Origin of the sequence: Yinghuangia seranimata (genome assembly GCF_029953285.1) — a bacterium.
GTDB classification, from domain to species: Bacteria; Actinomycetota; Actinomycetes; order Streptomycetales; family Streptomycetaceae; genus Yinghuangia; species Yinghuangia seranimata.
Genome location: NZ_JASAOI010000027.1, coordinates 1 through 24,143, shown reverse-complemented (window position 1 = coordinate 24,143; position 24,143 = coordinate 1). Strand labels below are relative to the sequence as shown.

The 24,143-nt window shown below is 72.8% G+C and carries 17 protein-coding genes, 2 tRNA genes and 2 pseudogenes; 5 read left to right on the top strand and 16 right to left on the bottom strand.

Features of this window, described 5'->3' with window-relative positions; all coding sequences use genetic code 11:
* Positions 1-14: 14 nt before the first annotated feature.
* From QI554_RS18030 to QI554_RS18005, 6 genes are all read right to left on the bottom strand, one after another.
* Positions 15-1,940 (bottom strand): tetratricopeptide repeat protein, encoded by a 1,926-nt coding sequence (locus QI554_RS18030; RefSeq protein WP_281471063.1) that lies wholly within the window; start codon positions 1,938-1,940, stop codon positions 15-17.
* Positions 1,941-2,133: 193 nt separating this feature from the next.
* Positions 2,134-2,210: transfer RNA gene (locus tag QI554_RS18025), tRNA-Met, on the bottom strand.
* A gap of 71 nt (positions 2,211-2,281) precedes the next feature.
* Positions 2,282-3,403 (bottom strand): Gfo/Idh/MocA family protein, encoded by a 1,122-nt coding sequence (locus QI554_RS18020; protein WP_281471062.1) that lies wholly within the window; start codon positions 3,401-3,403, stop codon positions 2,282-2,284.
* Between the two features lie 96 nt (positions 3,404-3,499).
* Positions 3,500-4,786 (bottom strand): cytochrome P450, encoded by a 1,287-nt coding sequence (locus QI554_RS18015; protein ID WP_281471061.1) that lies wholly within the window; start codon positions 4,784-4,786, stop codon positions 3,500-3,502.
* 92 nt (positions 4,787-4,878) lie between these two features.
* The gene (locus QI554_RS18010; protein ID WP_281471060.1) at positions 4,879-6,558 is read right to left on the bottom strand and encodes an N-acyl-D-amino-acid deacylase family protein; all 1,680 of its coding nucleotides are present in this window, start codon (positions 6,556-6,558) and stop codon (positions 4,879-4,881) included.
* A 32-nt stretch (positions 6,559-6,590) separates the two neighbouring features.
* Positions 6,591-8,099 (bottom strand): aldehyde dehydrogenase family protein, encoded by a 1,509-nt coding sequence (locus QI554_RS18005; protein WP_281471059.1) that lies wholly within the window; start codon positions 8,097-8,099, stop codon positions 6,591-6,593.
* 321 nt (positions 8,100-8,420) lie between these two features.
* Here QI554_RS18005 and QI554_RS18000 point away from each other — a divergent pair, with 321 nt between their 5' ends.
* Positions 8,421-8,708, top strand: coding sequence for a hypothetical protein (locus QI554_RS18000; protein WP_281471058.1), 288 nt, complete (start codon positions 8,421-8,423; stop codon positions 8,706-8,708).
* A gap of 263 nt (positions 8,709-8,971) precedes the next feature.
* Here the strand turns inward: QI554_RS18000 and QI554_RS17995 are convergent.
* Both QI554_RS17995 and QI554_RS17990 read right to left on the bottom strand, forming a co-directional pair.
* Positions 8,972-9,045 (bottom strand) — tRNA-Met (locus tag QI554_RS17995).
* Between the two features lie 100 nt (positions 9,046-9,145).
* On the bottom strand, positions 9,146-12,211 hold the full coding sequence (locus QI554_RS17990; protein ID WP_281471057.1) for a UPF0182 family membrane protein: 3,066 nt from the start codon (positions 12,209-12,211) through the stop codon (positions 9,146-9,148).
* 230 nt (positions 12,212-12,441) lie between these two features.
* Here QI554_RS17990 and QI554_RS17985 point away from each other — a divergent pair, with 230 nt between their 5' ends.
* On the top strand, positions 12,442-12,966 hold the full coding sequence (locus QI554_RS17985) for a PPA1309 family protein (RefSeq protein WP_281471055.1): 525 nt from the start codon (positions 12,442-12,444) through the stop codon (positions 12,964-12,966).
* A 27-nt stretch (positions 12,967-12,993) separates the two neighbouring features.
* Here the strand turns inward: QI554_RS17985 and QI554_RS17980 are convergent, their stop codons facing one another.
* The 4 genes from QI554_RS17980 to QI554_RS17965 form a co-directional block, all read right to left on the bottom strand.
* Positions 12,994-14,082: a YlbL family protein gene (locus QI554_RS17980; protein WP_281471053.1), complete on the bottom strand. Its 1,089-nt coding sequence runs from the start codon at positions 14,080-14,082 to the stop codon at positions 12,994-12,996.
* A gap of 10 nt (positions 14,083-14,092) precedes the next feature.
* Positions 14,093-14,308: a hypothetical protein gene (locus tag QI554_RS17975; protein ID WP_281471052.1), complete on the bottom strand. Its 216-nt coding sequence runs from the start codon at positions 14,306-14,308 to the stop codon at positions 14,093-14,095.
* Between the two features lie 122 nt (positions 14,309-14,430).
* Positions 14,431-14,883 carry a molybdenum cofactor biosynthesis protein MoaE gene (locus QI554_RS17970; RefSeq protein WP_281471050.1) on the bottom strand — a complete coding sequence of 151 codons (453 nt, stop codon included), beginning with the start codon at positions 14,881-14,883 and terminating at the stop codon, positions 14,431-14,433.
* An 83-nt stretch (positions 14,884-14,966) separates the two neighbouring features.
* Positions 14,967-16,034 carry an NAD-dependent epimerase/dehydratase family protein gene (locus QI554_RS17965; RefSeq protein WP_281471116.1) on the bottom strand — a complete coding sequence of 356 codons (1,068 nt, stop codon included), beginning with the start codon at positions 16,032-16,034 and terminating at the stop codon, positions 14,967-14,969.
* 374 nt (positions 16,035-16,408) lie between these two features.
* Here QI554_RS17965 and QI554_RS17960 point away from each other — a divergent pair, with 374 nt between their 5' ends.
* The gene (locus QI554_RS17960) at positions 16,409-17,935 is read left to right on the top strand and encodes a zinc-dependent metalloprotease (RefSeq protein ID WP_281471049.1); all 1,527 of its coding nucleotides are present in this window, start codon (positions 16,409-16,411) and stop codon (positions 17,933-17,935) included.
* A gap of 723 nt (positions 17,936-18,658) precedes the next feature.
* The gene (locus QI554_RS17955) at positions 18,659-19,234 is read left to right on the top strand and encodes an NUDIX hydrolase (RefSeq protein WP_281471048.1); all 576 of its coding nucleotides are present in this window, start codon (positions 18,659-18,661) and stop codon (positions 19,232-19,234) included.
* A gap of 81 nt (positions 19,235-19,315) precedes the next feature.
* Here the strand turns inward: QI554_RS17955 and QI554_RS17950 are convergent, their stop codons facing one another.
* From QI554_RS17950 to QI554_RS17935, 4 genes and pseudogenes are all read right to left on the bottom strand, one after another.
* Positions 19,316-20,074 carry an AIM24 family protein gene (locus tag QI554_RS17950; RefSeq protein WP_281471047.1) on the bottom strand — a complete coding sequence of 253 codons (759 nt, stop codon included), beginning with the start codon at positions 20,072-20,074 and terminating at the stop codon, positions 19,316-19,318.
* Positions 20,075-20,091: 17 nt separating this feature from the next.
* The gene (locus QI554_RS17945) at positions 20,092-20,772 is read right to left on the bottom strand and encodes an AIM24 family protein (protein WP_281471046.1); all 681 of its coding nucleotides are present in this window, start codon (positions 20,770-20,772) and stop codon (positions 20,092-20,094) included.
* Positions 20,773-20,779: 7 nt separating this feature from the next.
* Positions 20,780-22,465 (bottom strand): TerD family protein, encoded by a 1,686-nt coding sequence (locus QI554_RS17940; RefSeq protein ID WP_281471045.1) that lies wholly within the window; start codon positions 22,463-22,465, stop codon positions 20,780-20,782.
* 563 nt (positions 22,466-23,028) lie between these two features.
* Positions 23,029-23,571 (bottom strand): annotated as a pseudogene (locus QI554_RS17935) (M48 metallopeptidase family protein); the annotation flags it as partial.
* Between the two features lie 197 nt (positions 23,572-23,768).
* Here QI554_RS17935 and QI554_RS17930 point away from each other — a divergent pair.
* Positions 23,769-24,143, top strand: a pseudogene (locus tag QI554_RS17930) (ThiF family adenylyltransferase); the annotation flags it as partial.

Genomic DNA, 24,143 nt, shown 5'->3' with positions numbered 1-24,143 from the left:
CGGGTCCGGCGGCTCTACGACGCCAGCTCCTCGCGTAGAGCGCGCAGCAACCGCTCCGCGCGCGCCGCGAGTTCGGGCGGGCCGTGGGTGATGACAGGCCCGCACCAGCGCTCCGCGGCGACCGGGTCGCCCGCCTTCAAGGCGAGCACCACCAGCCGCATCGCCGCACGCCCGTGGCCGCGTTCGGCCGCCGCGCGCAGCCACGGCTCGGCACCCTTGGGGTCGCCGCGCCGCAGGTGCACCAGGCCGAGGTTCCACGCCCCGGCGACGCTTCCGGCGTCGGCCGCGGCCCGGAACCGGCGGGCGGCCGAGCCCTCCGCGCCGCGCTTGGCGTGCAGGATGCCCGCGCGCAGCATGGCCGGCACATGCCCGGAGTCCGCCGCCGTGCCGTACCAGTGCTCGGCCCCTTCGGTGTCGCCGGCGCGGACGAGCAGCGCGGCGAGCCGGCAGGCCGCCACGGTGCGCCCGGCACCGGCCGCGACGCGGTACGCGCGCGCGGCCTCCCCGTCGGCACCGCGGCGCTCCATGATCAGCCCCAACTGGAGTGCGGCGTCCGGGTGTCCGCCCTCGGCCGCGCGCGCCCAGCAGCGCTCGGCGGCGCCCTGCGGCTCGGCACCGGGTCGGCGCGCAAACAGGATGCCGAGGTTGTAGGCGCCGTCCAGGCTGCCCGCCTCGCTCGCGCGCGCGAACCAGACCTCGGCCTCCTCCTCGTCGTCTCGCGACAGCAACAGCCCGGCAAGGGCGTTCGCGGCGTCGGCGTGCCCGGCGTAGGCGGCCATGCGGTACCAGCGCTCGGCCTCCTCCTGGTTGTCGCGCGCGGTGTACAGCAGCCCGAGGTTGAAGGCGCCGTTGGACTCGCCGGTGGCGGCGGCGCGTTCGTACCAGTGCGCGGCCTCGCCGGCCCGGCCCTCGGCGGCCAGCAGCGCGCCGAGCGCGTTCGCGGCCATGCCGTCGCCGGCCTCCGCGGCACGCCGCCACCAGTGCGCGGCGCCGTCCGCGTCGCCCGCGTCCTGGAGCAGGAAGCCGAGCGCGCGGGCCGCGCCCGGGTCGCCCTCCTCGGCGGCGAGCCGGAACCAGCCCTCGGCCTCGTCGGTGTCCCCCGCGCGCTGCAACTGCCGCGCGAGGCGTACGGCGGCCCTTATGTGGCCGCACGACGCGGCGCGCAGGAACCACGCGGACGCCGCCCGTTCGTCGCCCCGGTCCTGCCCGAGCCGGCCGAGCCGGTACGCGGCCTCCGGGTGCCCGGCCTCGGCGGCGCGCCGGTACCAGCGCTCGGCGCCGGCCTGGCCGCGCTGCTCGTGGAACTCGCCGAGCACCAGGGCCGCGCGGACGTGCCCGGCCTCGGCCGCGTTGCGCAGCCAGTAGAGCGCCTGGCCCAGGTCGTCGCCGTCCTGCTCGGCCGTCGCGGGCCCGTCGTCGAGGGCGGTGTCCAGGAGCAGCGCGCCGAGCGAGAACGCCGCGATGCGGCTGCCCGCCTCGGCGGCCCGGTACCACCAGCGCCGCGCCTCGTCGAGCCGGTCCTGACGGTGCATCAGTACGCCGAGGTTGGTGGCGGCGCCGCGGTGCCCGGCCTCGGCGGCGCGGCGCAGCCACGGCTCGGCCTCGTTCTCCTCGCCGCGGCGCAGCAGCATCAGGCCGAGTCGGCTCGCGGCGGTCGCGTCGCGACCCGCGCGGTCGCGGTAGCGCCTTTCCAGCTCGGCGAGTTCGCGGCGGTCGAGGTCGTCGTCGTCCAGCGGCTCGGCGCCGGCGAAGTCGGCGGCCGGGCCTCCGCCGTCGGCGCCCGCGGCGCGGCGGCGGGGACGGAACGGCACCAACACCGCATAGTCGTCAGGGTGTTTGGCCGGAGGCGTCAGGTAGCCGTCGGACCGGCCGCGGTCGAGGACGACGGTCGGGAACGCCTCACTCTCCGGGACGGAAGCCGAAATATCCGTCGTTTCCACAGGAATTCGGGCAGGGTCAGGTGGCGGCTGCGCAGGCGCGCTCCGCTCACCTCGTCCCCGCCGTACCCCCATACGTCCATCGTCGCATCATCGGACGCACGCGTCAGGGTCGATTTCTCGATAACTAGATGACAATGCTGTTTCTTCAACGGCGAAGGTCCGGTTGCCAGAAAGGCAACCGGACCTTCGTACGTGGTAGCGGGGACAGGATTTGAACCTGCGACCTCTGGGTTATGAGCCCAGCGAGCTACCGAGCTGCTCCACCCCGCGTCGGTGAAGACAACAGTACGGCAGCGTGCCCCGTTCGCCAAATCGATTACCGCGACCCGCGTGTTCCGGGGTCAGCGCTCGACCGCGACCCAGCGGCCCTCCGCCGCCGACCGGCGCACGGCGTCCAGCACCAGCTGGTTCGCGACGCCGTCGGCGAACGTCGCGTACGGCGGGTCGGCCGGCACCTCGCAGCCCAGGATCAGGTCGCGGAACGTGCCGGCGAGCCGCGCGTACGGCGCCCGGTCGATGCCCATGCAGTGCAGCAGGTCGTACGCGGTGTGCAGCAGATCGCCGGGCGGCGGCTCGGGCGCGGGGTTCGCCAGGTCGTCGGGCACCGGGACCTTGCGGTCGCCTTCGGCGTCGCCGAGCCACACGTCCTCGAACTCGACCCACGCGGTGCCGTGCGTGCCCGCCACCCGCGTGATCATCTGCGGCGGCCCGTACACCGCGCCGGAGCTCTGCAGCGTGCCCTCGACGCCGGTGACGGTGCGGAAGCGGATGTTGAAGGTGTCCTCGGCGGTCTGCCCGGGCCGGTCGGAGACGATCGGCAGCCCGGCGCTGACGCCCTCGATCGCGCCGAGCGTGTACTCGACCTGGTCGATCCAGTGGGTGGCGTGCGCGCCCAGCCAGCCGCCGCTGTCCTCGGCGCGGCCCCACCACTCCGGGACCTCCGCGTCGGGGCCGGCGAGCACGGGGATGTGCAGCAGCCAGGTGGCGAGCGTCGGCGTGCCGACCGCGCCTTCGGCGACCACGCGGCGCAGCAGCGCCTGCGGCGTCGACCAGCGGAACTCCGTGCCGAGCAGGTGGACGACACCGGCCTTCTCGGCGGCGTCGAGCATGCGGCGGGCCTGCTCGGCGTCGGCGGCGAAGGGCTTCTCGCACACCACGTGCTTGCCGGCCTCGACGGCCTCGATCACGAGGTCGGCGTGCGTGTGCGGCGGCGTGGCGACGCTGACCGCGTCGACGCCGTCCAGCGCGAGCGCCTCGGTCAGCGAGGTGAACGCGTGCGGCACACCGAAGCGTTCGGCCCGCGCCCGGGTCTTCTCGGGGTCGCGCCCGACGAGCGCGCGCACCTCGAACCCCGCGTCGCGGAACGCCGGCAGGTGCGTGAGGCACCCGAAGCCCGTCCCGACGATGACGACACCCAGCTCGGTGTCCGTCGCGCCCGTCGTCCCCGTCGTCACATCGGTCATCGCGCCCGCCCACTCCCCGCTCGTTCCGGCCACGGCCCTTGGTGCGGCGGCACGCTAACGCCTCGTCCGCCAGATCAACAGGGCCACGCTCAGCCGTCAGGGTGTGTCGAAGACCACGGGCAGGCGCACGGCGGTGCGCAGCCCCAGGCCGGTGACGCCGTCGCAGGGAGTGTCCGGGTCCAGGCGCAGCCCGGGCAGCCGGTCGAGCAGCAGGTCGAGCGCGACGCGCATCTCCATACGGGCCGCGTGGATGCCGAGGCACACGTGCGGGCCGACGCCGAAGGACACGTGCGGGACGGGCGTACGGAAGATGTCGAACTCGTCCGGACGCTCCCAGCGCGACGGGTCGTGGTTGGCGGCCGCGACGGGGGCGTTGACGTGCTGGCCCGCGCGGACCGGGCAGCCCTCGACGACGGTGTCGCGCACCGCCGTTCGCCCGACGGCCAGCAGCGGCACCTCCCAGCGCAGGCCCTCCTCGATCGCCTGCGGGATCAGCGAGCGGTCGGCCCGCACGGCGGCGAGCTGGTCGGGGTGGCTGAGCAGGCCGTAGAGGACGGTGGTGATGGCGCGGTAGGTGGTCTGGGCGCCGGCCGGGACGAGCAGGCGCAGGAAGGCGACGATCTCGTCGTCGGTGAGCTGCCGGTCGCTGGCGCCGTCCCAGTCCTCGTCGTTGAGCCGGGCGCGGACCAGGACGCCGATGAGGTCGTCGGCGGGCTCGGCGCGGCGGGCGTCGATGAGTTCCTGCACCATGGCGCCGAGGTCGCGTGACGCGGCGAGGCGTTCGTCCTGGGAGACGGCGACGTTGGTCAGCAGCGCCGTGTGCCGGTAGAACTCGGGCAGGTCCACGACCGGCAGCCCGGCGGCGACCGCGATGACGTGGATCGGGTAGTGGAACGCGAAGTCCGCGGCCAGGTCGGCACGTCCGTCGGCGCGGAAGCGGTCGAGGTACGCGTCGACGATCCCGCGCACGAACCCGTGCTCCCAGCGGTCCATTTCGCGACGCGTGAAGGCCGGGGAGATCAGCGAGCGGAAGCGGCGGTGCTCGGGCGGGTCCATCTCCAGGATGGTCCGGCCGATGACGTCGCCGATCGACATGCGGTACCAGCTCGACGAGAACGAGGCCGCGTCGCGCAGGACGGCGTCGACGCCCTGGTAGGTGTAGACGGACGCCTGCTCGTCCTCGGCGGCGATGATCCGGTCCGCGCCGGGGAGGTCGAAGCGCGCCGACACCGAGCCCTGGTGGACGGGGCACTGCGAGCGGAGTTCGGCGAGCCGCGGGTACGGGTCCTTGACGACGCCGACGCCGTTGAGCGCGTTCTTGGCCGCGAACGCGTCAAACGCGTCGAACTCAGTGGGGGCGTCGGAGGTCTGCTGGTCGGCCACTGGCCTGCCTTCCTGGTGTGGTCGGTGTCGGTCGTGCCGTACCTGTGTCGCCGCAGTCACCGCTGTCGCTGCTGTCGGTGCTGTCGGTGCTGTCAGCGCTCGCCGTCCGCCGTGGACCGCAGGACGCGTCCCGGGGCGTGGCCCCAGAAGTCGATCGGGCGGTCCACCTGCCGCTCCTCGCACCGGATCGGCACCCCGGCGACCAGGACGTGCCGCACGCCGGTCGGCGCGTCCGCCACCAGCCGGTCCGCGTCCGCCGGGAAGTCCGTCACGCGCCTGATCGGGCCCGGTCCTATCGCCGCCGGGTCGAACACCACGACGTCGGCGGCCGCGCCCACGCGCAGGTAGCCGCGGTCCGCGAGCCCGAACAGGTCGGCCGGCTCGCCGGTCAGCTTGCGCACCGCCGCCGGCAGCGCCAGCACGCCGCGGTCGCGCACCCATCCGCCGAGCAGGTCCGTCGGCAGTACGGCGTCGCAGATCTGGTCGGGGTGGGCGCCCGCGTCCGACAGCCCCAGCACGGCGCCGTCCAGCGTGAGCAGGTCGGCGACCTCGGCCTCGTCGTCGTTGGCCAGCACGACCGTGAACCGCGTCGCGAGGTCGTCCGCGAGCGCGATGTCGAGCGCGCAGTCCAGCGGCGCCGTGTCGCGTTCCTCGGCGACCTCGGCGACCGTCCGCCCGACCAGGGCCTCGTCGCCCGACTCGGCGACGAACCAGCGGTCCCAGCGCGGCGCCAGCAAGCCCTCGGCGAGCTCGGCGGCGAGCCGGTCGCGCCACCCCCGGTCGCGGTAGGCGGCGGCCCGCAACAGCATTGAGGAGCCTTCGAGTTCCGCGAGGCTCGCGGCGCGCAACGCGAACGGTGCCAGCAGCGTCGTCTGTGCGACCAGCGGCCGACAGGTCACCTGCGGGTGCACGTCCGCCCCGGCCGCGGTCCCCGCGCGGTGCAGGTCCGCCCATTCGCGGTGCCGTCCGTCCGCGAGGGCGAGCAGCGCGGTCCACGTGAACGGCCGTCCGATACGCGGCTGGAGCTCGTACAGCGCGGCGTGGTCGAACGCGCCACCCGGCACGAAGGAGGCCACTCCCCGTCCGGCGTCGCGCAGTTCGTCCAGCAAGCCGGTCGTCTCGGCGGCGCCCGCGAACCGCGACGGACAGCGCCGCCCGGTCGGCGAGGCGCTCGTCGCGAACCCGATCGCGCCCGCCGCGAGCGCGTCCCGCACCGCCATGCGCATCTCGGCGACCTCAAGGTCGGTGGCCTCGCGCTCGTACGCCTCCTCGCCCATCACGTCGATGCGCACCGCCGAATGCCCCACGTACGCCGCGAGGTTGATGACGGGGCCGAGCCGCTCCACGGCGTCCAGGTACTCGCCGAAGGTCGCGAAACCCCAGCCGATCCCGGCCTCCAGGGTGTCGGTGCGCATGTCCTCCAGGTCGTGCAGCATCCGCACCATCAGCGCGCGCCGATCGGGTCGGCAAGGCGCCAGCGAGAAGCCGCAGTTGCCCAGCACCGCCGTCGTCACCCCGTGGTAGCTCGACGGCGTGCACGCCGGGTCCCAGAAGACCTGGGCGTCGTAGTGCGTGTGGACGTCGATGAAGCCCGGCGCCACCACGCAGCCGGACGCGTCCAGCACCCGGTCCCCCGGCATCGCCTCCACATCGGGGCCGAGTTCGGTGACCCGGCCGGCCGACAGCGCCACGTCCGCGCGGTACAGCGCCCCGCCGGTGCCGTCCGCGACCAGACCGCCGCGCAGCACCGTCCTCACGTCTCCCCCGACCAACGCCGCCTCCTCTTACGCCTCGCCCGTCACGCTCACACCGACCCGACCACGACGTGCTTCGTCTCCTGGAACGCCCGGATCCCCGCTACCCCGCGTTCCCGGCCCAAACCGCTCTGCCCGTATCCACCGGCCGGCGTGAAGCCGCTCGCGCACCCGGTGTTGATCTGCACGGTGCCGGTGCGCATCCGCTCGGCGACCGCCATCCCCGCAGCCAGGTCGTCCGTGTAGACCCCGCCGGACAGCCCGTACGGACTGTCGTTCGCTATCGCGACGGCCTCGTCCACGTCGCGGTAGCCCTGCACGCTCAGCACCGGCCCGAAGACCTCCTCGCGCGCCGCCGGGTTCGCGTTGTCGTCGACGTCGAGCACCGTGGGCGCGAAGTACCAGCCGCGGTCCAGCCCTTCGGGCACACCGCCGCCCGTCACAAGGTGCCCGCCCGCCGCCACCGACGCGGCCACGAGCCCGGCGACCCGGTCCCGCTGCGCCTCGCTGATCAACGGCCCGAGCACGGTCGCCCGTTCGTGCGGATCCCCGACGGGCAGCGCCGCCGCGGCGGCGCGCAGCGCGTCCAGGACCTCCGCTTTGCGGTCCTGCGGCACCAGCATGCGCGTCTGCGCCGCGCACGCCTGCCCGGAATGGCTCGCGAACATCGCCACGGCGCCCGCGACCGCCCGTGCGGGACCGGCCGCGAGCGCGTCCGGCAGGTACAACCCCGCGCTCTTGCCGCCGAGTTCGAGGACGAGGCGCTTGAGGGTCTCCGCACCCTGCGCGGCGATGCGCCGGCCGACGGCCGTCGACCCCGTGAAGCTGACCAGGTCCACGTCCGGGTGCGTGGACAGCAGCACGCCGCCCGCGTCACCGGCCTCGGCGACCACGTTCAGCACACCGGGCGGCAGCCCGGCCGCGGCCGCCGCGTCGCCGAGCACCAGCGCGGCCAGCGGCGTCAGCGGACTCGGCCGCAGCACCACGGTGCAGCCGGCGGCGAGCGCCGGGAACACCTTCACGACGTTGGTCACCAGCGGGAAGTTGTACGCGGTGATCGCCGCGACGACGCCTACCGGCTCGTACCGGCGGATGCTGAGCCGCACCTTGCCCGGCGCGTAGAGGTGCTGCTCCAACGGGAGTTCGTTGTGCTCCCAGGCGGGCAGCCCGGCGGCGAGGCCGGTCAGCTCACGGGCCTGCGCCAGCGCGAGGCCGACCTGCGCGGCCTCGGCGAGCGTGCGCGGCGCGCCGGCCTCCGCGATCGCGGTCTCGACGAGCCGGTCGCGGAGCCCGTCCAGATGGTCGGTCATCCGGTCGAGCACAGTGACGCGCTCGGCGACCGTCGTGCGCGGCCAGGGGCCGGTGTCGAAGGCCGCGCGCGCCGCGCGGACCGCCCGCTCGACCAGCGCCGTGCCGTCCGCCGCGACCACCTCGGCGACGACCGCCCCGGTCGCGGGGTCGGACACCGCGAGCGGAAGCGTCCCGGGGACGCCGAATTCCACGAACTTCCCGTCGACATATGCGCGGCGGCTTGCGACGATCTCGACCGCGTCGGTCATGCGCCGGCACCTTTCTCAGGCCGCGTGATCTTTTCGGTATATCGAAAAGAATTTCGCCATGATGTTCGTCACATCGTCCGGGCGCGCCCGCGAGAAATCAAGGCCGAGGCGATGCGGTCACCCCCGGTGATCACATCGCCGAATCGATATATGACCGAACGATTCGCCCGATTGATCCCAACTGGGCGGCCGCGCGCGCGACGTACCTGACCGACGGCGTGAAATCGACGTCCCGACACGGCTGTTCCGGCCCGAAAACGCCACCCCGACATGCGGGAACAGGCGGTCACAGAGGGCCTCCGATGGGGTACGGTCTGCGTCGTGGTCATATCAGGAATGGACCATTCGAGCAGGCCGCGGCGGGTTCCGATCCCCGCGGTCGACGCCCTGCGCGGCGGCAGCGGCGACCGACTCGAACGGCACCTCGCTCTCTTCGGGCATGCCCCGGCACCGGCCAAGGCCCCCGAGGCGGCCACCGCCAACGCACGCGAGTCCGCCATGCTCATCCAGGAGGTCGCGCCGCGTCCGAGCCGTGCCGCGGGGCACCGCCTCGCCCGCGCCGTCCTGACGGCGCCGCTCCGTGGGCTGCGCCGCCGCGTCTCTCTCTGACCAGCGCCACCCGCACCGCACGACGCCAACGCCGACCGCAAGCCTTCGGGCCCGGTCGGCGTCGTGTTTTCCCCGCCTTGCGTCACACAGCCCCGAAGGCCGGGGGTGCGGGCGCCGAAGCCCCCACCTGCCCGACCCGGCAGGGCCCACCCCGAAGGCGGGGGTGCGGGTGGCGAAGCCCCGCCCGCGCGGCGAAACCGCGCAAAAAACAACGAAGGCGACCCGGCTCACGTTTCCGTGAGCACAGATCGCCTTCGACTGAGTAGCGGGGACAGGATTTGAACCTGCGACCTCTGGGTTATGAGCCCAGCGAGCTACCGAGCTGCTCCACCCCGCGTCGGTATGCCTTAACCATACGCGATCGTCGGGCGGAAAGCCAACCGGGTTGCCCCGGGCCCTGACGGACCCGGGACAACCCGGTCTATGCGCGTCCTGCTCTACGGTTTCGGCGTCGCCCCGCTGGCCGGCGGCAGGGCCGGCTGCTGGGTCTGGCCGGGGGTCGGCGAGGCGGGCGGTGCCGCCGGGGCCGTGGCCGCGGTCTCGGCCTGCACCGCGCGGGTGATGGCCTCGTTGAGCCGCTTCTGCGCATCGCCGTACTTGGCGAAGTCACCCGCCTTCAGCGCGGCGTCCGCGTCCGCGATCGCCTTCTGCGCGTCGTCGAGCGCCTGCTTGACCGTCGGGTTCTGCTGCCCGCCGGCCGGCGGCGGGGTCGTCGACGGCGGCGTGGTCGCCCCACCGGTCGGCGGCGGCGTGGTGTTCGTACCGCCCGCCGGCGGCGGGCTGCCCGGGTTGGGGACCGCCCCCTGAGCCCCGGCGAACAGCACCGCGAAGGCTTTCTCGAGGGTGTCCTCGTACGCGATCGTGTTGCCGTACGACGCGAGCACCTTCTTCATCAGCGGATACGAGCTGTTGTTCTGCGCCACGGCCTTCACGTAGACCGGCTCGACGTAGAGCATCCCTCCGCCCACCGGAAGGCTCAGCAGGTTGCCGTAGACCACCTGTGAGGCGTTCAGGCCTCCGATGGTGCCGAGCGACGTACTGACGGTCGGGTTCGAGGTGAACACGTTCTGCATCTGCTCGGGCCCGTTGATCGTCGTCGTCGACGGCAGCGACAGGAGTCTGAACTTGCCGTAGTCGGGCCCTGGTTGCGCGTTCACCGCGAGGAACGCCGCCATGCTCTGCCGTTGGTTCGGCACGAGGGCACTGGTGAGCCGGAAGACCTGGTCGGTCTCCGGCGCCTGTCCCTGGGCGGGCGGCATCTTCATCGAAAGGTAGTACGGCGGCTGCTCGCCGCCCGCCTGCTTGATCGTCGTCGGGTCCTGCGGGACCTTCCAGAAGTCCGAGCCGTTGAAGAACGTCTGCGGGTTGGTGACGTGGTAGCGGGTCAGCATCTCGCGCTGCACCTTGAACAGGTCCTGCGGGTAGCGCAGGTGCTGCATCAGGGCCGGGGAGATCTTGTCCTTCTTCTCCACGGTGCCGGGGAACGCCTTCATCCAGGTCTTGAGGACCGGGTCCTGCTCGTCCCACTGGTACAGGGTCACCGCGCCCGTGTAGGCGTCGACGGTGGCCTTCACCGAGTTGCGGATGTAGTTGACGTTGCCGGTGTTGCCGACCGTGCCGCGCTTCTGGTCGGCGCGCACCGCCGAGTCCGCGGTGGTGTCACCGAGCGTCGTCCGCGACGAGTACGGGTAGCCGTTGGTCGTCGTGTACGCGTCGACTATCCACTGGATCTTGCCGTCGATGACGGCCGGGTACGCGTCGCCGTCGATGGTGAGCCACGGCGCGACGGCCTCCACCCGCTCCTTGGGGGTGCGGTTGTAGAGGATGCGCGACTTCTCGTTGATCGAGCTCGACAGCAGGATGTTGCCGTCCGCGAACTTGGTCGCGTACAGCAGCTTGTTGAACGTCGAGCCGATCGGCACGCCGCCGTTGCCGGTGTAGGTGTACGTCGCCTGGCCGCCCGGCAGCCTCTCGTCCGGGTAGTCGATCTCGGTCGGCGCGGTGCCCTGCGGGGCGCCGACGATCGAGTACTCGGTGGTCTTCTCGCCGAAGTAGATGCGCTGCTGGTAGGTGCCCAGGTTGCTGGGCGTACCGTCCGGCGTGATGTTCGAGACGATGAACTCGGGGTTGCCGTAGACGTCCACCTGGTTGCCGTCGGCCGCGACCACGCCGTATCCGTGGGTGTACTTGGTGTGGTCGTTCACCCAGTTGCGGTTCTGCAGGCCGTTCGGGTTCAGCTCGCGCAGCGCGATGACGGTGTCCTGGACCTTGCCGTCGAGCACGTAGCGGTCGACGTCGAGGGTCGTGTTGAAGCCGTAGAACTGCTTCAGCTGCTGGAGCTGCTGGAACGTCGGGCCGACGACGTTCGGGTCCAGCAGGCGGATGCTCGCGGCTCCGCGGGCCTCGTCCACCAGGCCGGCCTTGGTGTCGGTGGAGCCCGCGTAGCCCTCGGCGTTCACATCGGCGATGCCGTACGCGTCCCGCGTCGCCTTGATGTTGTACTCGATGTACTTGGCTTCCTTGGCCTGCTGGTTCGGCTTGACCTGGAAGCGCTCGACGATGAACGGGTACAGCCCGCCGATCAGCACCGCGGACAGCACCATCAGCCCGAAGCCGATGATCGGCAGCGCCCAGGTGCGGCGGAAGACGTTGACGAAGAACAGCACCGCGCAGATCAGCGCGACGATGAACAGGATCGTCTTCGCGGGCAGCACGGCGTTGGCGTCGGTGTACCGGAGACCGGTGAACTGGGTGGCCTCCTTGAAGTCACCCGAGTGCACCGCGAGCGCGTACCGGTCGAGCCAGTAGGCGATGGCCTTGAGCAGCACGAACAGGCCGAGCAGCAGCGACAGGTGCGCCTGCGCCGCGGGGGTCGCGCGGGCGCCCGGGCTCTGCACGCGGAGGCCGCCGTACAGGTAGTGGGTGAGCACCGCGACGATCAGGCCGACCACGACCGCGATGAACGCGAAGTCCACCAGGAACCGGTAGAACGGCAGGTCGAACGCGAAGAACGAGACGTCCTTGTGGAACTGCGGGTCCTTGACCCCGAAGGACACCCCGTTGACGAAGAGCAGCCACGTGCTCCAGTGCCCGGCCGCGGACGTGCCGGCGATGATGCCGACGATCACGGACAGGCCGGCGAGGATCCACACGCGGAAGGGGGCGAGCGCCGAGCGGTACCGGTCCAGGCTCTGCTGTTCGAGGGACATGCCGCGGAACTGCGGGCGCAACCGGTACGCGAAGTACATGTTGAGGCCCACGGCCGCGGCCATGAGGACGCCGAACACCAGGAAGAGCCCCAGGCGCGTCCACAGCTTGGTGGTGAAGACGTTGCCGTAGCCGACGGACTTGTACCAGAGCCAGTCCGTCCAGAAGTTGGCGAACAGGATCCACGCGACAACCAGCACCGCGATGATGCCGAGAGTCAGCAGCAGGGTCCGCAGCCGACGGGACGGGGCTCCCAATCTGATACGGCGACCCCGGGGGTCGCCACGTTCGGGCATCTGAAAAACCAAGGGTGCGCACCTCGATCATTACCTGGTTGCGCCCGGTCGGCGCTCGACGTGTCAACTTACCGAGCCTTGACATGGTTCCCCACCGACACGGCTGAACTGTCCGAGGGACGGGACGCCCGCGGGGCCTCACAGGGCCTCACAGGGCCTTGCGGGGCCCGGTGAGGGCGGTGTCCGGCGGCCTGTGCGGAGGAGCGTCCGGATACCGGGATGATGGAGCCATGACCGTTGCATTGACCCAGGCCGTCGTGGAGATCGAGCGCCACGTGTCGGCGTTCGGGTGGGACCAGCCCGCCCGCCTGTACGCGCTCGTCGACACCGCCGCCCTGGTCCGCTCCGAGCCGCAGCTCGCGCAGGACCTGGGCCTGGCCGCCGAGGAGGGCGCGCCGACCACGCTGACCCCGATCGAGCAGGACGAGATCCCGGCCGAGACGCCGATCGACGAGTTCCTGGCCGGCATCGCCTGGCCGGACGCGGTACTCGGCTGCGCCATCGTCGTCGAGCGGCTGATGCTGCCGCCGGCCGCCGAGGCCGAGCTGCCGACGTCCGGCACCGACGAGGAGATCGCGGCGTGGGTCGCGGCCCGCCCGGACCGGCAGGAGGTGCGCATCGCGGTCGGCGTGATGCGCGACGGCTCCCGCGAGTCGGTCCTGCGGCTGCGCGACAAGGACGAGGACACCGAGGTGCTGTCCGGCGCCTCGCTGGTGCCGGGGCTCGCCGAGGCCCTCGAGGCGACCTTCTCCTGACCCGCCTGACCCGCCTGACCCTCCGGGTCAGCCGTTGTGCGTGTCGGCCGTGCACTCCGTGAGGGTGCCCTGGCCGCTGCTGATGACCTTGAGCGCGTTCAGGGCGTCGTTCAGCGACTCCACCCGGACGAGGGTGAGGCCGCCGGGCTTGTTCTTGACCGCCTCGCTGCAGTTGTCGGCCGGCGTCAGGAAGTACTTGGCGCCGGCCCGCTGCGCGGCGATCGTCTTCATCTGGACGCCGCCGATCGGGCCGACACCGCCGTCGTCGTCGATCGTGCCGGTGCCGGCCACGAACTTCCCGCCGGTCAGGTCGCCGGGGCTGAGGATGTCGACGATGCCGAGCGCGAACATCAGGCCGGCGCTGGGGCCGCCGACGTCCTCCAGGTGGATCGTCACCTTGAACGGGAACTCCGGCAGCACGCCCGGCGTGATGCCGACCACGGCGTGACCGTCCTGGGGGGCGGCGGTCGTGGTGATGTCGATGGTGCGCTGGGTGCCGCGGGCGTCCTCGGGGTCGACGACGAACCGCACGGTCTCGCCGGCCTTGTGCTTGGTGATCGCTGCGCCGACGTCGCCGGTCGTCTTGATCGGCGTTCCGTCGATGGACAGGATGATGTCGCCCGCGTGCAGCTTGCCGGTGGCGGGCATGTCCTTGGACACCGTCTTGACGATGATGTGCCGGGTGACGGGCTGGCTGATCAGGCCGTTCGCGTACAGGTAGTCGAATGCGGCGACCTTGGCGTGCTGCTGGGAGGAGGTGAACTCCTCGGCGTTCTCCTCTTCGACCTGCTTCTCGGTCTTGTCGTCCGGGTAGAGGTCGTTCTTCTTGACGACGTCGGCGTCGTCCTTGGCCCAGCCGATGAACGCCTGGAACAGGGGCATGTCGAAGCTCTTGCTGGTGACCGAGACGGTCGTCATGTTGAGGTGCCCGCTGGCCGGGAACGTCTCGTGGCCCTCGACCTCGATGACCGGCTTGCCCTGGTAGTTCGGCGACAGGGTGTTCACGGTCGGCCCCGGGCTCAGCTCGCCGTACGGGACCGCCGTGGTCAGCACGGCGAACACCATGGCTATCAACAGCAGGCCCGAGACGGCCAGGGTGGCGGAGCGACGCGACATGTGCGCGACACTACGGCACGTCGCGGGCCGCGGCAGCGCGACCGTCCGGGGTGCCGCCCGGCTCGGCCTCGACAACGCGGGTCAACACCGCTTGGAACTGCTCGTAGTGCGCGACGGTTTCGCGCATCCCCGCGGGTTTGCGGGGGCGGCCGCGCCATACGGCCCACAGGATGACGGCGGCCAATGCGACCGCCGGGATGGCCCACCAGCCCACGATCGCTGCCATGCCGCACCCCCGCCCACGCGAAACGGAATAGTGCGTAAATCGTATCTATCGCGATCAGGGGTCGCATTTCGGACAACGGGTCGGTTCACCCGACCCGCCGAACACGCGTGGCGGGACGCGGCTCAGCAGGCGCCGACCCACTCCGACGTGCCGTCCGCGAAGTGCTGGTGCTTCCAGATCGGCACCTCGTGCTTGAGCGTGTCGATCAGCTTCCGGCACGCCTCGAACGCCTCACCGCGGTGCGGGCACGAGACCGCCACCACCACCGCGAGGTCGCCGATCTCCAGACGGCCCACCCGGTGCACCGCGGCGAGCGCCTTCACCGGATAGTCCGCCGCCACCTTCTCGGCGATGCGGCGCAGCTCGTCCGCCGCGCTCGGGTGCGCCGAGTACTCCAGCGAGGTGACCGACTGGCCGCCGTCGTGGTCGCGCACCGTGCCGACGAACAGCGCCGTGCCGCCCGCGGTCGGGTCGCCGACCGCGGCGAACACCTCGTCGACCGACAGCGGGGTGTCCCGGATCTCGAGGAGTCTGATCGACCCCGCGCCCTTGTCCGTATCCATGTCCTTGCCCATGCGGCGCAGTATGCCCCGAGCCGTCCCACCCGGCCACGCCAGGGCCGCGCGGCGGCCCGCCGGGTCGGACCCCCGGCGGGCGGTCAGATACCGCGGCGCTTGCGCACCTTCCGCACGATCGCCGCGGTGCCGATGAGGGCCACCGTCGCACCCGCCGCGCCGAGCGTGGTGGCGTCCTTGCGGCCCAGGCGGCGGGCGACGAGGGCGTGGCGGCCCGCGACGTCCTCCAGCAGCGCCGCGAACGCGAGCTCGTTCGTCCACAGCGGGCGCCAGCCGGCGTCCCGCAGCCGCGTCGACGGCACCACCCAGCCGTGCATCGTGTACGCCAGGTCGCCCGCCGGCGCCGGGGTCAGGCCCAGCCGGTGCAGCCGCTCCGCGGTGCCCAGCGCGAGCGAGGCCGGCAGCTCCATCCTGCGCATGCCGGACAGCTCCTCGACCTCCTCCTGCTCGAGCCAGCCCTCCGAGGCGACCGTCACGACCCCCTCGACCTTGCCGAGCGCCGCGTACACCAGCGCGGAGGCGAGGTCGTCGACGTGGCAGAACTGCCAGCGCGGACGGCTGCCCGACACGACCAGCAGCCGCGGCGCCTCGAAGTGCCGGGTCAGCACGCTGTCCGCCTCGGGGCCGCCGACCAGCGTGGCGGGGCGCACCACGGTCACGTTGAGCGCCCGGTGCGCACGGGGCGCGCGGGCCGCCAGCTCCTCGATCTCCAGCAGGTCGCCGACCAGCGACGCGTCGGCGGTCGCCTTCAGCGGCGCGTCCTCGTCCAGCGGCGTCTCGTTCTCCGGGAGCGCGCCGTAGACCATCGCCGAGGTGCACAGCACGACACGTGGCACCCCCGCGGCGGCCGCCGCGGTCAGGACCGTCTGGGTGCCGCGCACGTTCCGCGCGCCGCGTGCCCGCGGCTCGGAGTCGAGCGACAGGTCCAGGTCCAGGTGCAGCACGACGTCCACGCCGTCCAGCCGGCCCGCCAGCGCCGGGTCCCGGACGTCCATGATCCGCCACTGCGCGCCGGGGATGTCGCCGCGCCGCTCGTCGATCGCGATCAGCCGCTTGACCTGCTCGTTCTCGGACAGCAGCAGGGCCACCCGATGGCCGATCCCGGATGCCGCGCCGGTGACCGCCACGACCGGGCGCACACCCGGGCCCATCCCGCGTCGGGACGTGTCGATGTCGTCCTCCAAGGGCCGCTCGGCCGTCTGGTTCCGCTCACTCCGCCGAGAGCGAACGCGAGGAGGCTGGGAACTCACTGACCGCCTCCCGTGGTTAGTTTGGTACGTGCGGTTCGCTTACGCCGACCCGCCCGGAAGCCGGCCGGGTCCGCGTACCGAGAGCGCACATGACGCAGCATCCGCAATCCATCCTGCCCGAGGTGTGGCCGTGACCATCACGCGAGGCGCCGATCCGCGCCCCCGTCGATGCGCCGTCCGTGCCCCGGGGCAGGTCGAACGAGGCGCGGCGGGCCTGGCAGGCCACCGCCCCCACACCCCCGGCGACGGGGGTCGGCAAGGAGGACACGGCCGTCATGGGTGACTTCCCCTTCGGTTTCGGCAAGCCGTCGGGCGGCGGCGACAACCCCGACCGCGACCCTGGTTCCTCCGACGCGTCAGGCGGGTCCGGTAGTTCCCCGGGCTTCGGTTTCGGCGGTTCGGGCGCGGAGGGCTCCGGCGGGGGCAAGGGCCCCGGCGGACCCTCGGGGCCCGGCGGACCGGGTGGTCCGGGCGGTCCGGGCGGGTTCGACCCGTTCGGCAACCCCAACGACCCCGACAACCCGTTCGGCGCGCTGTTCGGCAACATGAACCCGGCCGACCTCGGCGCGGCCTTCCAGCAGCTGGGCAAGCTGCTGTCCTACGAGGGCGGCCCGGTCAACTGGGACCTCGCGCACGACATCGCCCGGCAGACCGTCGCCCAGAAGGGCGGCGACGCGAGCGTCGGCCAGGTCGACCGCACCGCGGTCGAGGAGTCGGTGCGGCTCGCCGAGCTGTGGCTCGACGAGGCCACCCCGCTGCCGTCCGGCGCGTCCACCACGCTGGCGTGGAGCCGCGCCGAGTGGATCGAGGCGACGCTCCCGCAGTGGAAGGAGCTCGTCGAACCGCTCGCCACCCGCGTCGTCAGCGCGATGGGCGAGATGATGCCCGACGAGATGCAGCAGATGGCCGGGCCGCTGATCGGCATGATGCGCGGCATGGGCGGCGCGATGTTCGGTGCCCAGGTCGGGCAGGCGCTCGGCGCGCTGGCCGGCGAGGTCGTCGGCTCCGCCGACATCGGCCTGCCGATCGGGCCGGCCGGGCGCGCCGCGCTGCTGCCCGCGAACCTGGCCGAGTTCGGCGCCGGGCTCGGCCTGCCGCAGGACGAGGTGCGCCTCTACCTGGCGCTGCGCGAGGCGGCCCACCAGCGGCTCTTCGCGCACGTGCCGTGGCTGGGCCGGCACCTGTTCGGCGCGGTCGACGCGTACGCGCGCGGCATCAAGGTCGACATGAGCCGCCTGGAGGAGGCCGCCGGGCGCATCGACCCGACCAACCCCGAGGCGCTGCAGGAGGCCTTCACGCAGGGCCTCTTCGAGCCCGAGGAGACGCCCGAGCAGAAGGCCGCGCTGGCCCGCCTGGAGACCGCCCTGGCGCTCGTCGAGGGCTGGGTCGACGCGGTCGTCCACGCGGCCGCCGCGCCGCGCCTGCCGTCCGCGGACGCCCTCCGCGAGACCCTCCGCCGCCGCCGCGCGACCGGCGGCCCGGCCGAGCAGACCTTCGCCACCCTGGTCGGCCTCGAGCTGCGCCCCCGCCGCCTGCGGGACGCCTCGCGCCTGTGGGCCTCCCTCGCGGACGCCCGCGGCATCGAGGGCCGCGACGCCCTGTGGGCCCACCCCGACATGCTCCCGACAGCCGACGACCTCGACGACCCGGACGGCTTCGTCCACCGCGAGGAACTCGACATCTCCGCCCTCGCCGCCCAGATGCAGGCCGACCTGGAGGCCCTGGAAGGCGAACGCGACGCCAAGAAGGACGACCAGAAGACCGACGAGAAGGACGACAAGGGCGAGGACGACGCCAAGTAGCCGATGACGCCGGTCCGGCGACGCGACATGTGCCGCCGGACCGCCCCCATCCGCAAGGCCGCCCCATGCCGGTTCCGTGACCGCTGGCTGCCCGAGCTGCATGCGGCGGGCCTCGGCGTCCTGGTCCAGCACGTCGCCCACGGGCGGCTGCGTTCCGGCAAGGTCGCACGTCGGGCGGCGTCGGGCCTCGGTCGTACGGTCCGGCCGCGGCCCGACAGTCGTAGCGCGCCGACAACGCTCGGCCGACCCGACGATGCCGGATGACCTCGCAAGGGGCGGCATTCGACTGGCCGCACGGCACACCGACACGACGGGCCTGCGGGGCGGCGTGGCGGTGCGGCTGGCGGCGCAGGCAGCCCCCGAGTCGGCGGGCGCAGCTGAAGGCCGACGATCTCGCCAAGCAGCGCTCCACCCGCCTGCGGGGCCCGTCGGCGAACGGTCCCGCACGCGGGTGCCGCCGTGTACACCCCTCGTCGGCGCGGGCCCAGAGCGGCCTAGGCGGCCCTCCTCACCGGCTGCGCTCGCTCCGCGGCGTTTCCAGACCCGGCGCAGCGCGCACGGGCCACGTGCGGGCTTGCCGAAGAGATCCGCCAGACAGCCCCTGGGCGGCGCGCGAGGGATACTGCGCCTCGATCGGCCTCGTCGGCTCTGGCCGTCCGTCGGGGGGTCGTTCGCGTGGCAGGATCGTCGGCGACCCGACCCGTCGCGACAGATCGGCCGCCTGTGAGCTCACACGACAGTGCACTTCCGTCCACGACGCTGCACGCGGACGCGGCGCGCGTCCTCGCAGCCTGGGCCGCCCCGGACCCGGGGCAGGGGGCGCTGCGGGACGCGTATCTGGAGCACCTCGCGACGTACGCCGACGCGATGTCGCGCACGCGCCAGGAGGGTCACCTGACCGCGAGTGCCGTCGTCGTCGACCCGGCCGAGGGGCGTGTGCTGCTCACGCTGCACCCCAAGGTGGGGCTCTGGCTGCAGACCGGCGGGCACTGCGAGGACGGCGACGGCGCGCTCGCCGAGGCCGCGCTGCGTGAGGCCGTCGAGGAGTCCGGCATCGCGGGGCTGCGGCTGCTGCCCGAGCCCGTCCGGCTCGACCGGCACGACGTGCGCTGCGGCGGCCCCGACCAGTGGAGCGTGCACTTCGACGTCCAGTACGCCGCGATCGCGCCGCCCGGCTCGGTCGCCGCGATCAGCGACGAGTCCCTCGACCTGCGCTGGTTCCCGATCGACGCGCTCCCGGACCCGACCGACGACTCGGTCCGCCGCCTGGTCGCGGACGCCGCGAAGCTGACCGGCTGACGGCGCGGCACATCCCGCATGCGAAGAGGCACCGCCCGGGTCCGCGCGGTGCCTCTTCGGCGTCGTGTCACGCGGTGCGGGTCAGGCGCCCCACGTGTTGCCGCGCATGCCGCCCTGCTGCCCCAGACCGCGGTTGGCGAGGAAGCCCTGCGCCGCCTGCTGGAACACCGTCGGCGGAAGCAGCTCGCTGGGCTGCACCAGGACGTAGCCCTGGCCCTGGAAGCTCATGTTCCAGCCCTCGCCGGTGCCGCCGCGGCGGCTCCACACGCGCTGCGAGGTCAGCTGCGCCTCCATGCGCGTCACCAGGCTCGTGCTCCAGGCGACGACGGCGTCCGCGTCGGCGAACACCTCCTGCTGCGGGGTGACCTGCATGACGAGCGGCTTGCCCGAGGTCATGATCGCCAGCTTGCCCTGGCCGCCGATCTCCAGGTTGTAGCCGCCGCCGACCGCGGCGATGCCCTGGTCGGACTCGACGCGCACCACGTTCCAGCTGAGCGTCGGGTCGAGGGCCAGCACGTACTGCCCGTCCACGGTGATGCCCTCGTGGTTCAGGTCGAGCACGTGGATGCTCTGCGCCAGGTTCGCGAGGTACACGGTCCCCGCGCCGAAGCAGCGCATCAGGTTCAGCTCTTCACCGGTCGCGGTGGCGGCCATGCGCTCGCCGCCCGACTGGAGGTGGCCGTCGAAGTCGACGCCGCCCTGGAACGCGACCATGGTGCCCTTGCGCGCGAGCACGTCGCGCATCTGGCCGCCCAGGTCGATCTTCAGCATCTGGCTGTTCTGCAGCGCCCAGCGGTCCTGCGACTGGACCGGGCCGTGCGCGAAAAGCGAGCTCTGCACAGAAATCCCTCCCCTGCTCAGCCGCGGATGTGGAAGCGGTCGGTGGAGTCCTCGGACGGCTGGACGACGACGTAGCCGCTGCCCGTGAACGCGACCTGCATGGCCTCGCCGCTGCCGCGGCCGATCAGGTTCATCGCCCGCATCGAGCTCTTGGTCTTCACTCGGAGCCCGCTGGACCACGCGACCAGCGCGTCGGGGTCGACGTACGTCTCGCGCTCGCCCGGGTTGAGCACGACCGGCGTGCCCTGGGTGGTGATGGCCACCCACCCGGTGCCTTCGAGCTTGATGTTGAACATGCCGTTGCCGCTGAACTTGGCGGCCAGGCCCGGGATCGACTCGATGCTCTTGGTGAGCTGCGCGTCGAACGCCAGGATGTTCGCCCCGTTGACCGAGAGCGCCTCGCCGTTCAGCTGGAGCATGACGACGTCGGCGCCGTAGTCGGCGAGGTACAGGTCGCCCTGCCCGGTGCACTGCATGAGCTCGACCTTCTCGCCCGTGATCGCGCCGCGGGCACGCTGGCCGCGCGAGTCGCGCCACGGGTTGAAGGTGATGAAGCCCGTGTAGGCGATCATCGAGCCCTGCTTGGCGAACAGGTCGTAGCCCTGCTGCATGGCGACGCGGCAGATCTTGTTGCCGTGCGCCTGCATGCGCGCGGTCGGGGCGGTCTGGCCGTACGCCGCGATCATCTGCTGATCCATGGTTCCCTCACACCTCGTACGGCTGGACGACGATGAAGTGCCCCTGCATGCCGCGGAACTGCAGCGACACGGTCTCGCCGCTGTGGCCGGGGTACGCGGTGCGCCGCACGCGCACGGCGGTGCTGGTGGACACCTGCATGCCGTCGGTCCACGCCACGATCGCGTTCGAGTCCGCGAAGGTCGGCGCGCCGGGGTTGACCGGCAGGACCATCGGGGTGCCCAGCGTCTTCACGATGCAGGTGCCGTTGCCGGACACCGTCTGCACGAAGAGGCCGCCGCCCGGGATGCCCTGGCCCTCGATGCGGCGCGGCTCCAGCTGGAGGCCGTCGTCCCACGCGAGCAGGTTCTGCGCGTTGACGCACAGCCGCTGACCGCCGAGCTCGACGACGTGCAGGTAGCCGGCGTCCTCGGCGAAGAACACCTCGCCGTCGCCCTCGCAGCGCATGAGCTCCATGGTCTGGCCGGTGAGCCGGTTGGTGCCCCATGCCTGGAGGCGGCTCTGACCCTGCGCCGAGCCCTGCGTCGTGCGCTTGAACTCGACCTTGCCCTGGTACGCGACCATGCTGCCGGAGCGCGCGATGACCTTCGCGCCGCTGCGGCTCACGAGGGCCTTGACCATCTTCGTGTTCTGCTGCGTCCAGCGCTGCCCGCCCTGGACCTCGGCGAACTGTGTGAGGCCGTACTGGTACGTCTGGTCCGCGCCCATCGGCGCGCCGGGCTGGCCCATCGGCATGCCTTGCGGCGGCATCCCCTGCTGCGGGGGCATACCGGGCTGGCCGGGGAACTGGCCGGGCATGCCCTGCGGGGGCATCCCCTGCTGGGGCGGCATGCCCATCGGCATGCCCTGCTGCGGCACGGGGGGCGCCATCTGGCCCTGCGGCGGCATCCCCATCGGCATGCCCTGCGGCGGCGGCATACCGGGCTGCTGGAACTGCCCGGGCGGCGGCTGCATGCCCATGCCCTGCTGGGCGCCCTGGACGGCGATCGGCTGGAACTGGTCCTGCTGGGGGGCGCCGGGCGGCGGGCCGAAGTTCGGGGCCGGCGGCTGCTGCTGGAACTGCGGCGCCGGGGGCTGCTGGAAGCTGGGCGCGGGCGGCTGCGGCGCGGCGGGTGGCGGCGCGAACGACGGCGCCTGCTGCTGCGGCGGCGCGGCGGGCTCGTCCTCGAGCGCCTCGCCGCCGAAGTTCTCCAGGAGCGCCTGGAGCCCGCCGTCGAAGCCCTGGCCGACGGCGGCGACGCGCCAGACGGCCGGCTCCTTGCGGTAGATGTCCGCGATCATGATGGCGCGCTCGGTGCTGAACTCGGCACCGGTGAACGCGTACCGGAGGACCTCCTGGCCGCCGACCGCAATGCGGATGTAGCCGGAGCCGACCTGCGACATCTGGCCGTTGCCGTCGATCGTCGCGGTGAACGCGAGCTTCCCGATCTGCGGCGGCACGCGGTCGAGCGTGACCCGGAACGACTCCTGGTCGCCGGCCTGCGCGCCGAGCAGCTGGATCGACTCCTCCGGCGACTTCGGCTGGTTGAAGAAGACGAAGTACCGGTCGTCGGACAACCGGTCGTTCGCGTCCAGGCCGAAGCAGCTGATGTCGAACGTCAGACCGGGGGCGTCAAGCCGCAGGCCGACGTACAGATCGGTTCCCGGGGTCAGATCGGACAGCTTGGCCTTCTGACCCTTCCTGAACTCGACCACCTCGTGGCTCCCTTCCCGTCAGAAGGGGCCCATCCGGGCATCGACCCCCACCGCGCACGGCACGCTACAACATCCCGGCCCCGGCCGAGCCCGGTCCCTCGGCCCCGTTGTTCCCCCGTCGAATCCCGACGTGGGTGCGGCGTCCGCGGTTCCGCGCACCGCCCCCGCGATGGCGCCGCCCACACCGACTGCGGGCTCACGGTATTACGTGCGCGACCGCTGCCGCGACGGAACCGGGGGCCCGGGAACCCACCATCCGTTCGGGTGCGCGCCGTTCGGGCGTGCGCCGCGGCCGCGGCGCGGCCGTGCGGGCCCGTCGGGTGGAACGCCAGGCGAACGAGACCGCGGGATCAGCCGCTGTGCGGACGCGGCGGGCGGCCGGTGGCGCCGCGGTGGGCGCGGCCGCCCTCGGCGGCGCTCGCGCGCGAGTGCGGCTGCGGGTCGGGCCCCTCGGCGCCCCCGGAGGCGCCGTCGACCGGCTCGGCTGCGGCGTCGTCCGGGCCCGACGGGTGGTCCTCGACCTCGTGCGGGCCCTCGACGTCGTCGTCCTCGTCCGACAGGCCCAGCCCGCCGGACGCCGCGACACCTTCCAGATAACCGCGCGCCCGTTCGGTGCGCGGGTACGCCGCGAGCAGGGTCCAGAACCGCGGCCCGTGCCCGGGGACCAGCAGGTGCGCGAGCTCGTGCAGCAGCACGTAGTCGACGACGTACGGCGGCATGCCCTGGAGGCGGCTGGACAGTCTGATGGACGCGTCCAGCGGCGTGCACGAGCCCCAGCGGGTGTTCTGGTTGTCGACCCAGCGCACGGTGGTCGGCACGGCGCGGCCGCCGAGGTAGCGGTCGGACAGTTCGCGGGCCCGCTGGGCGAGCACGTCGTCGCTGGGCCGGCGGCGCTTCTCCTGGGCGGCGAGGCGGTCGAGCATTATCCCGACCCAGCGCTGCTCCTCGGCCGCGGACATCCGCGCGGGCAGCAGCACGACCGTGCGGTCCCCGTCGCGATAGGCCGACACAGTACGGCGCCGTCGGGTGCTCCTTCGGACCTCGACGGCGTTGTCAGGCGGGTTTCCGGGCACGGCGGAGCGCCCGGCCCCGGGATCGGCGGCCACAACCAGACGTTACCCAACAGCGCGCGTCAGGAGCCGTTGCTTCGCCGCCGCGTCCACAAATCGCCCGCGTTCGATACCCACAACCGTCCGTTTTGCCGAATTTTCCGGTGATTCCATGCCGAATAAGGCTGATAGTCCTACCGGCCCTGTGGACGACGAACACCGGGGTCGTCCGGCTTTCGGCCACAGTGCCGGGCATGAGACCACGCCTGCGCACCGCCCTCGTCCGCCTGTGGCGCGACCACGACACCCTGCAGCTCGGCGCCGACCCGGCCCGCGCCGTCCTCGTCGCCGGGCTGGACCCGCCGACCGCACGGCTCCTCGACCGCGTCGACGGCACCCGTACCCCCGAGGACCTGTACGCGGCGGGCGACCACTTCGGCGTGCCGCACGGCCGCACCCGGCGGCTGCTCGACCTGCTCGCCGAGGCCCGGCTGCTGGAGGACGCCGACGAGGCGGCCGCCCACCTGCCCGCCGGCACCGACCGCGCGGCCCCCGACCGGCTGGCGCCCGACCGGGCCGCGGCCGGCCTGCTGCGCCGCGGCCTCGACGGCGGGGCGGGGGCGATCGCG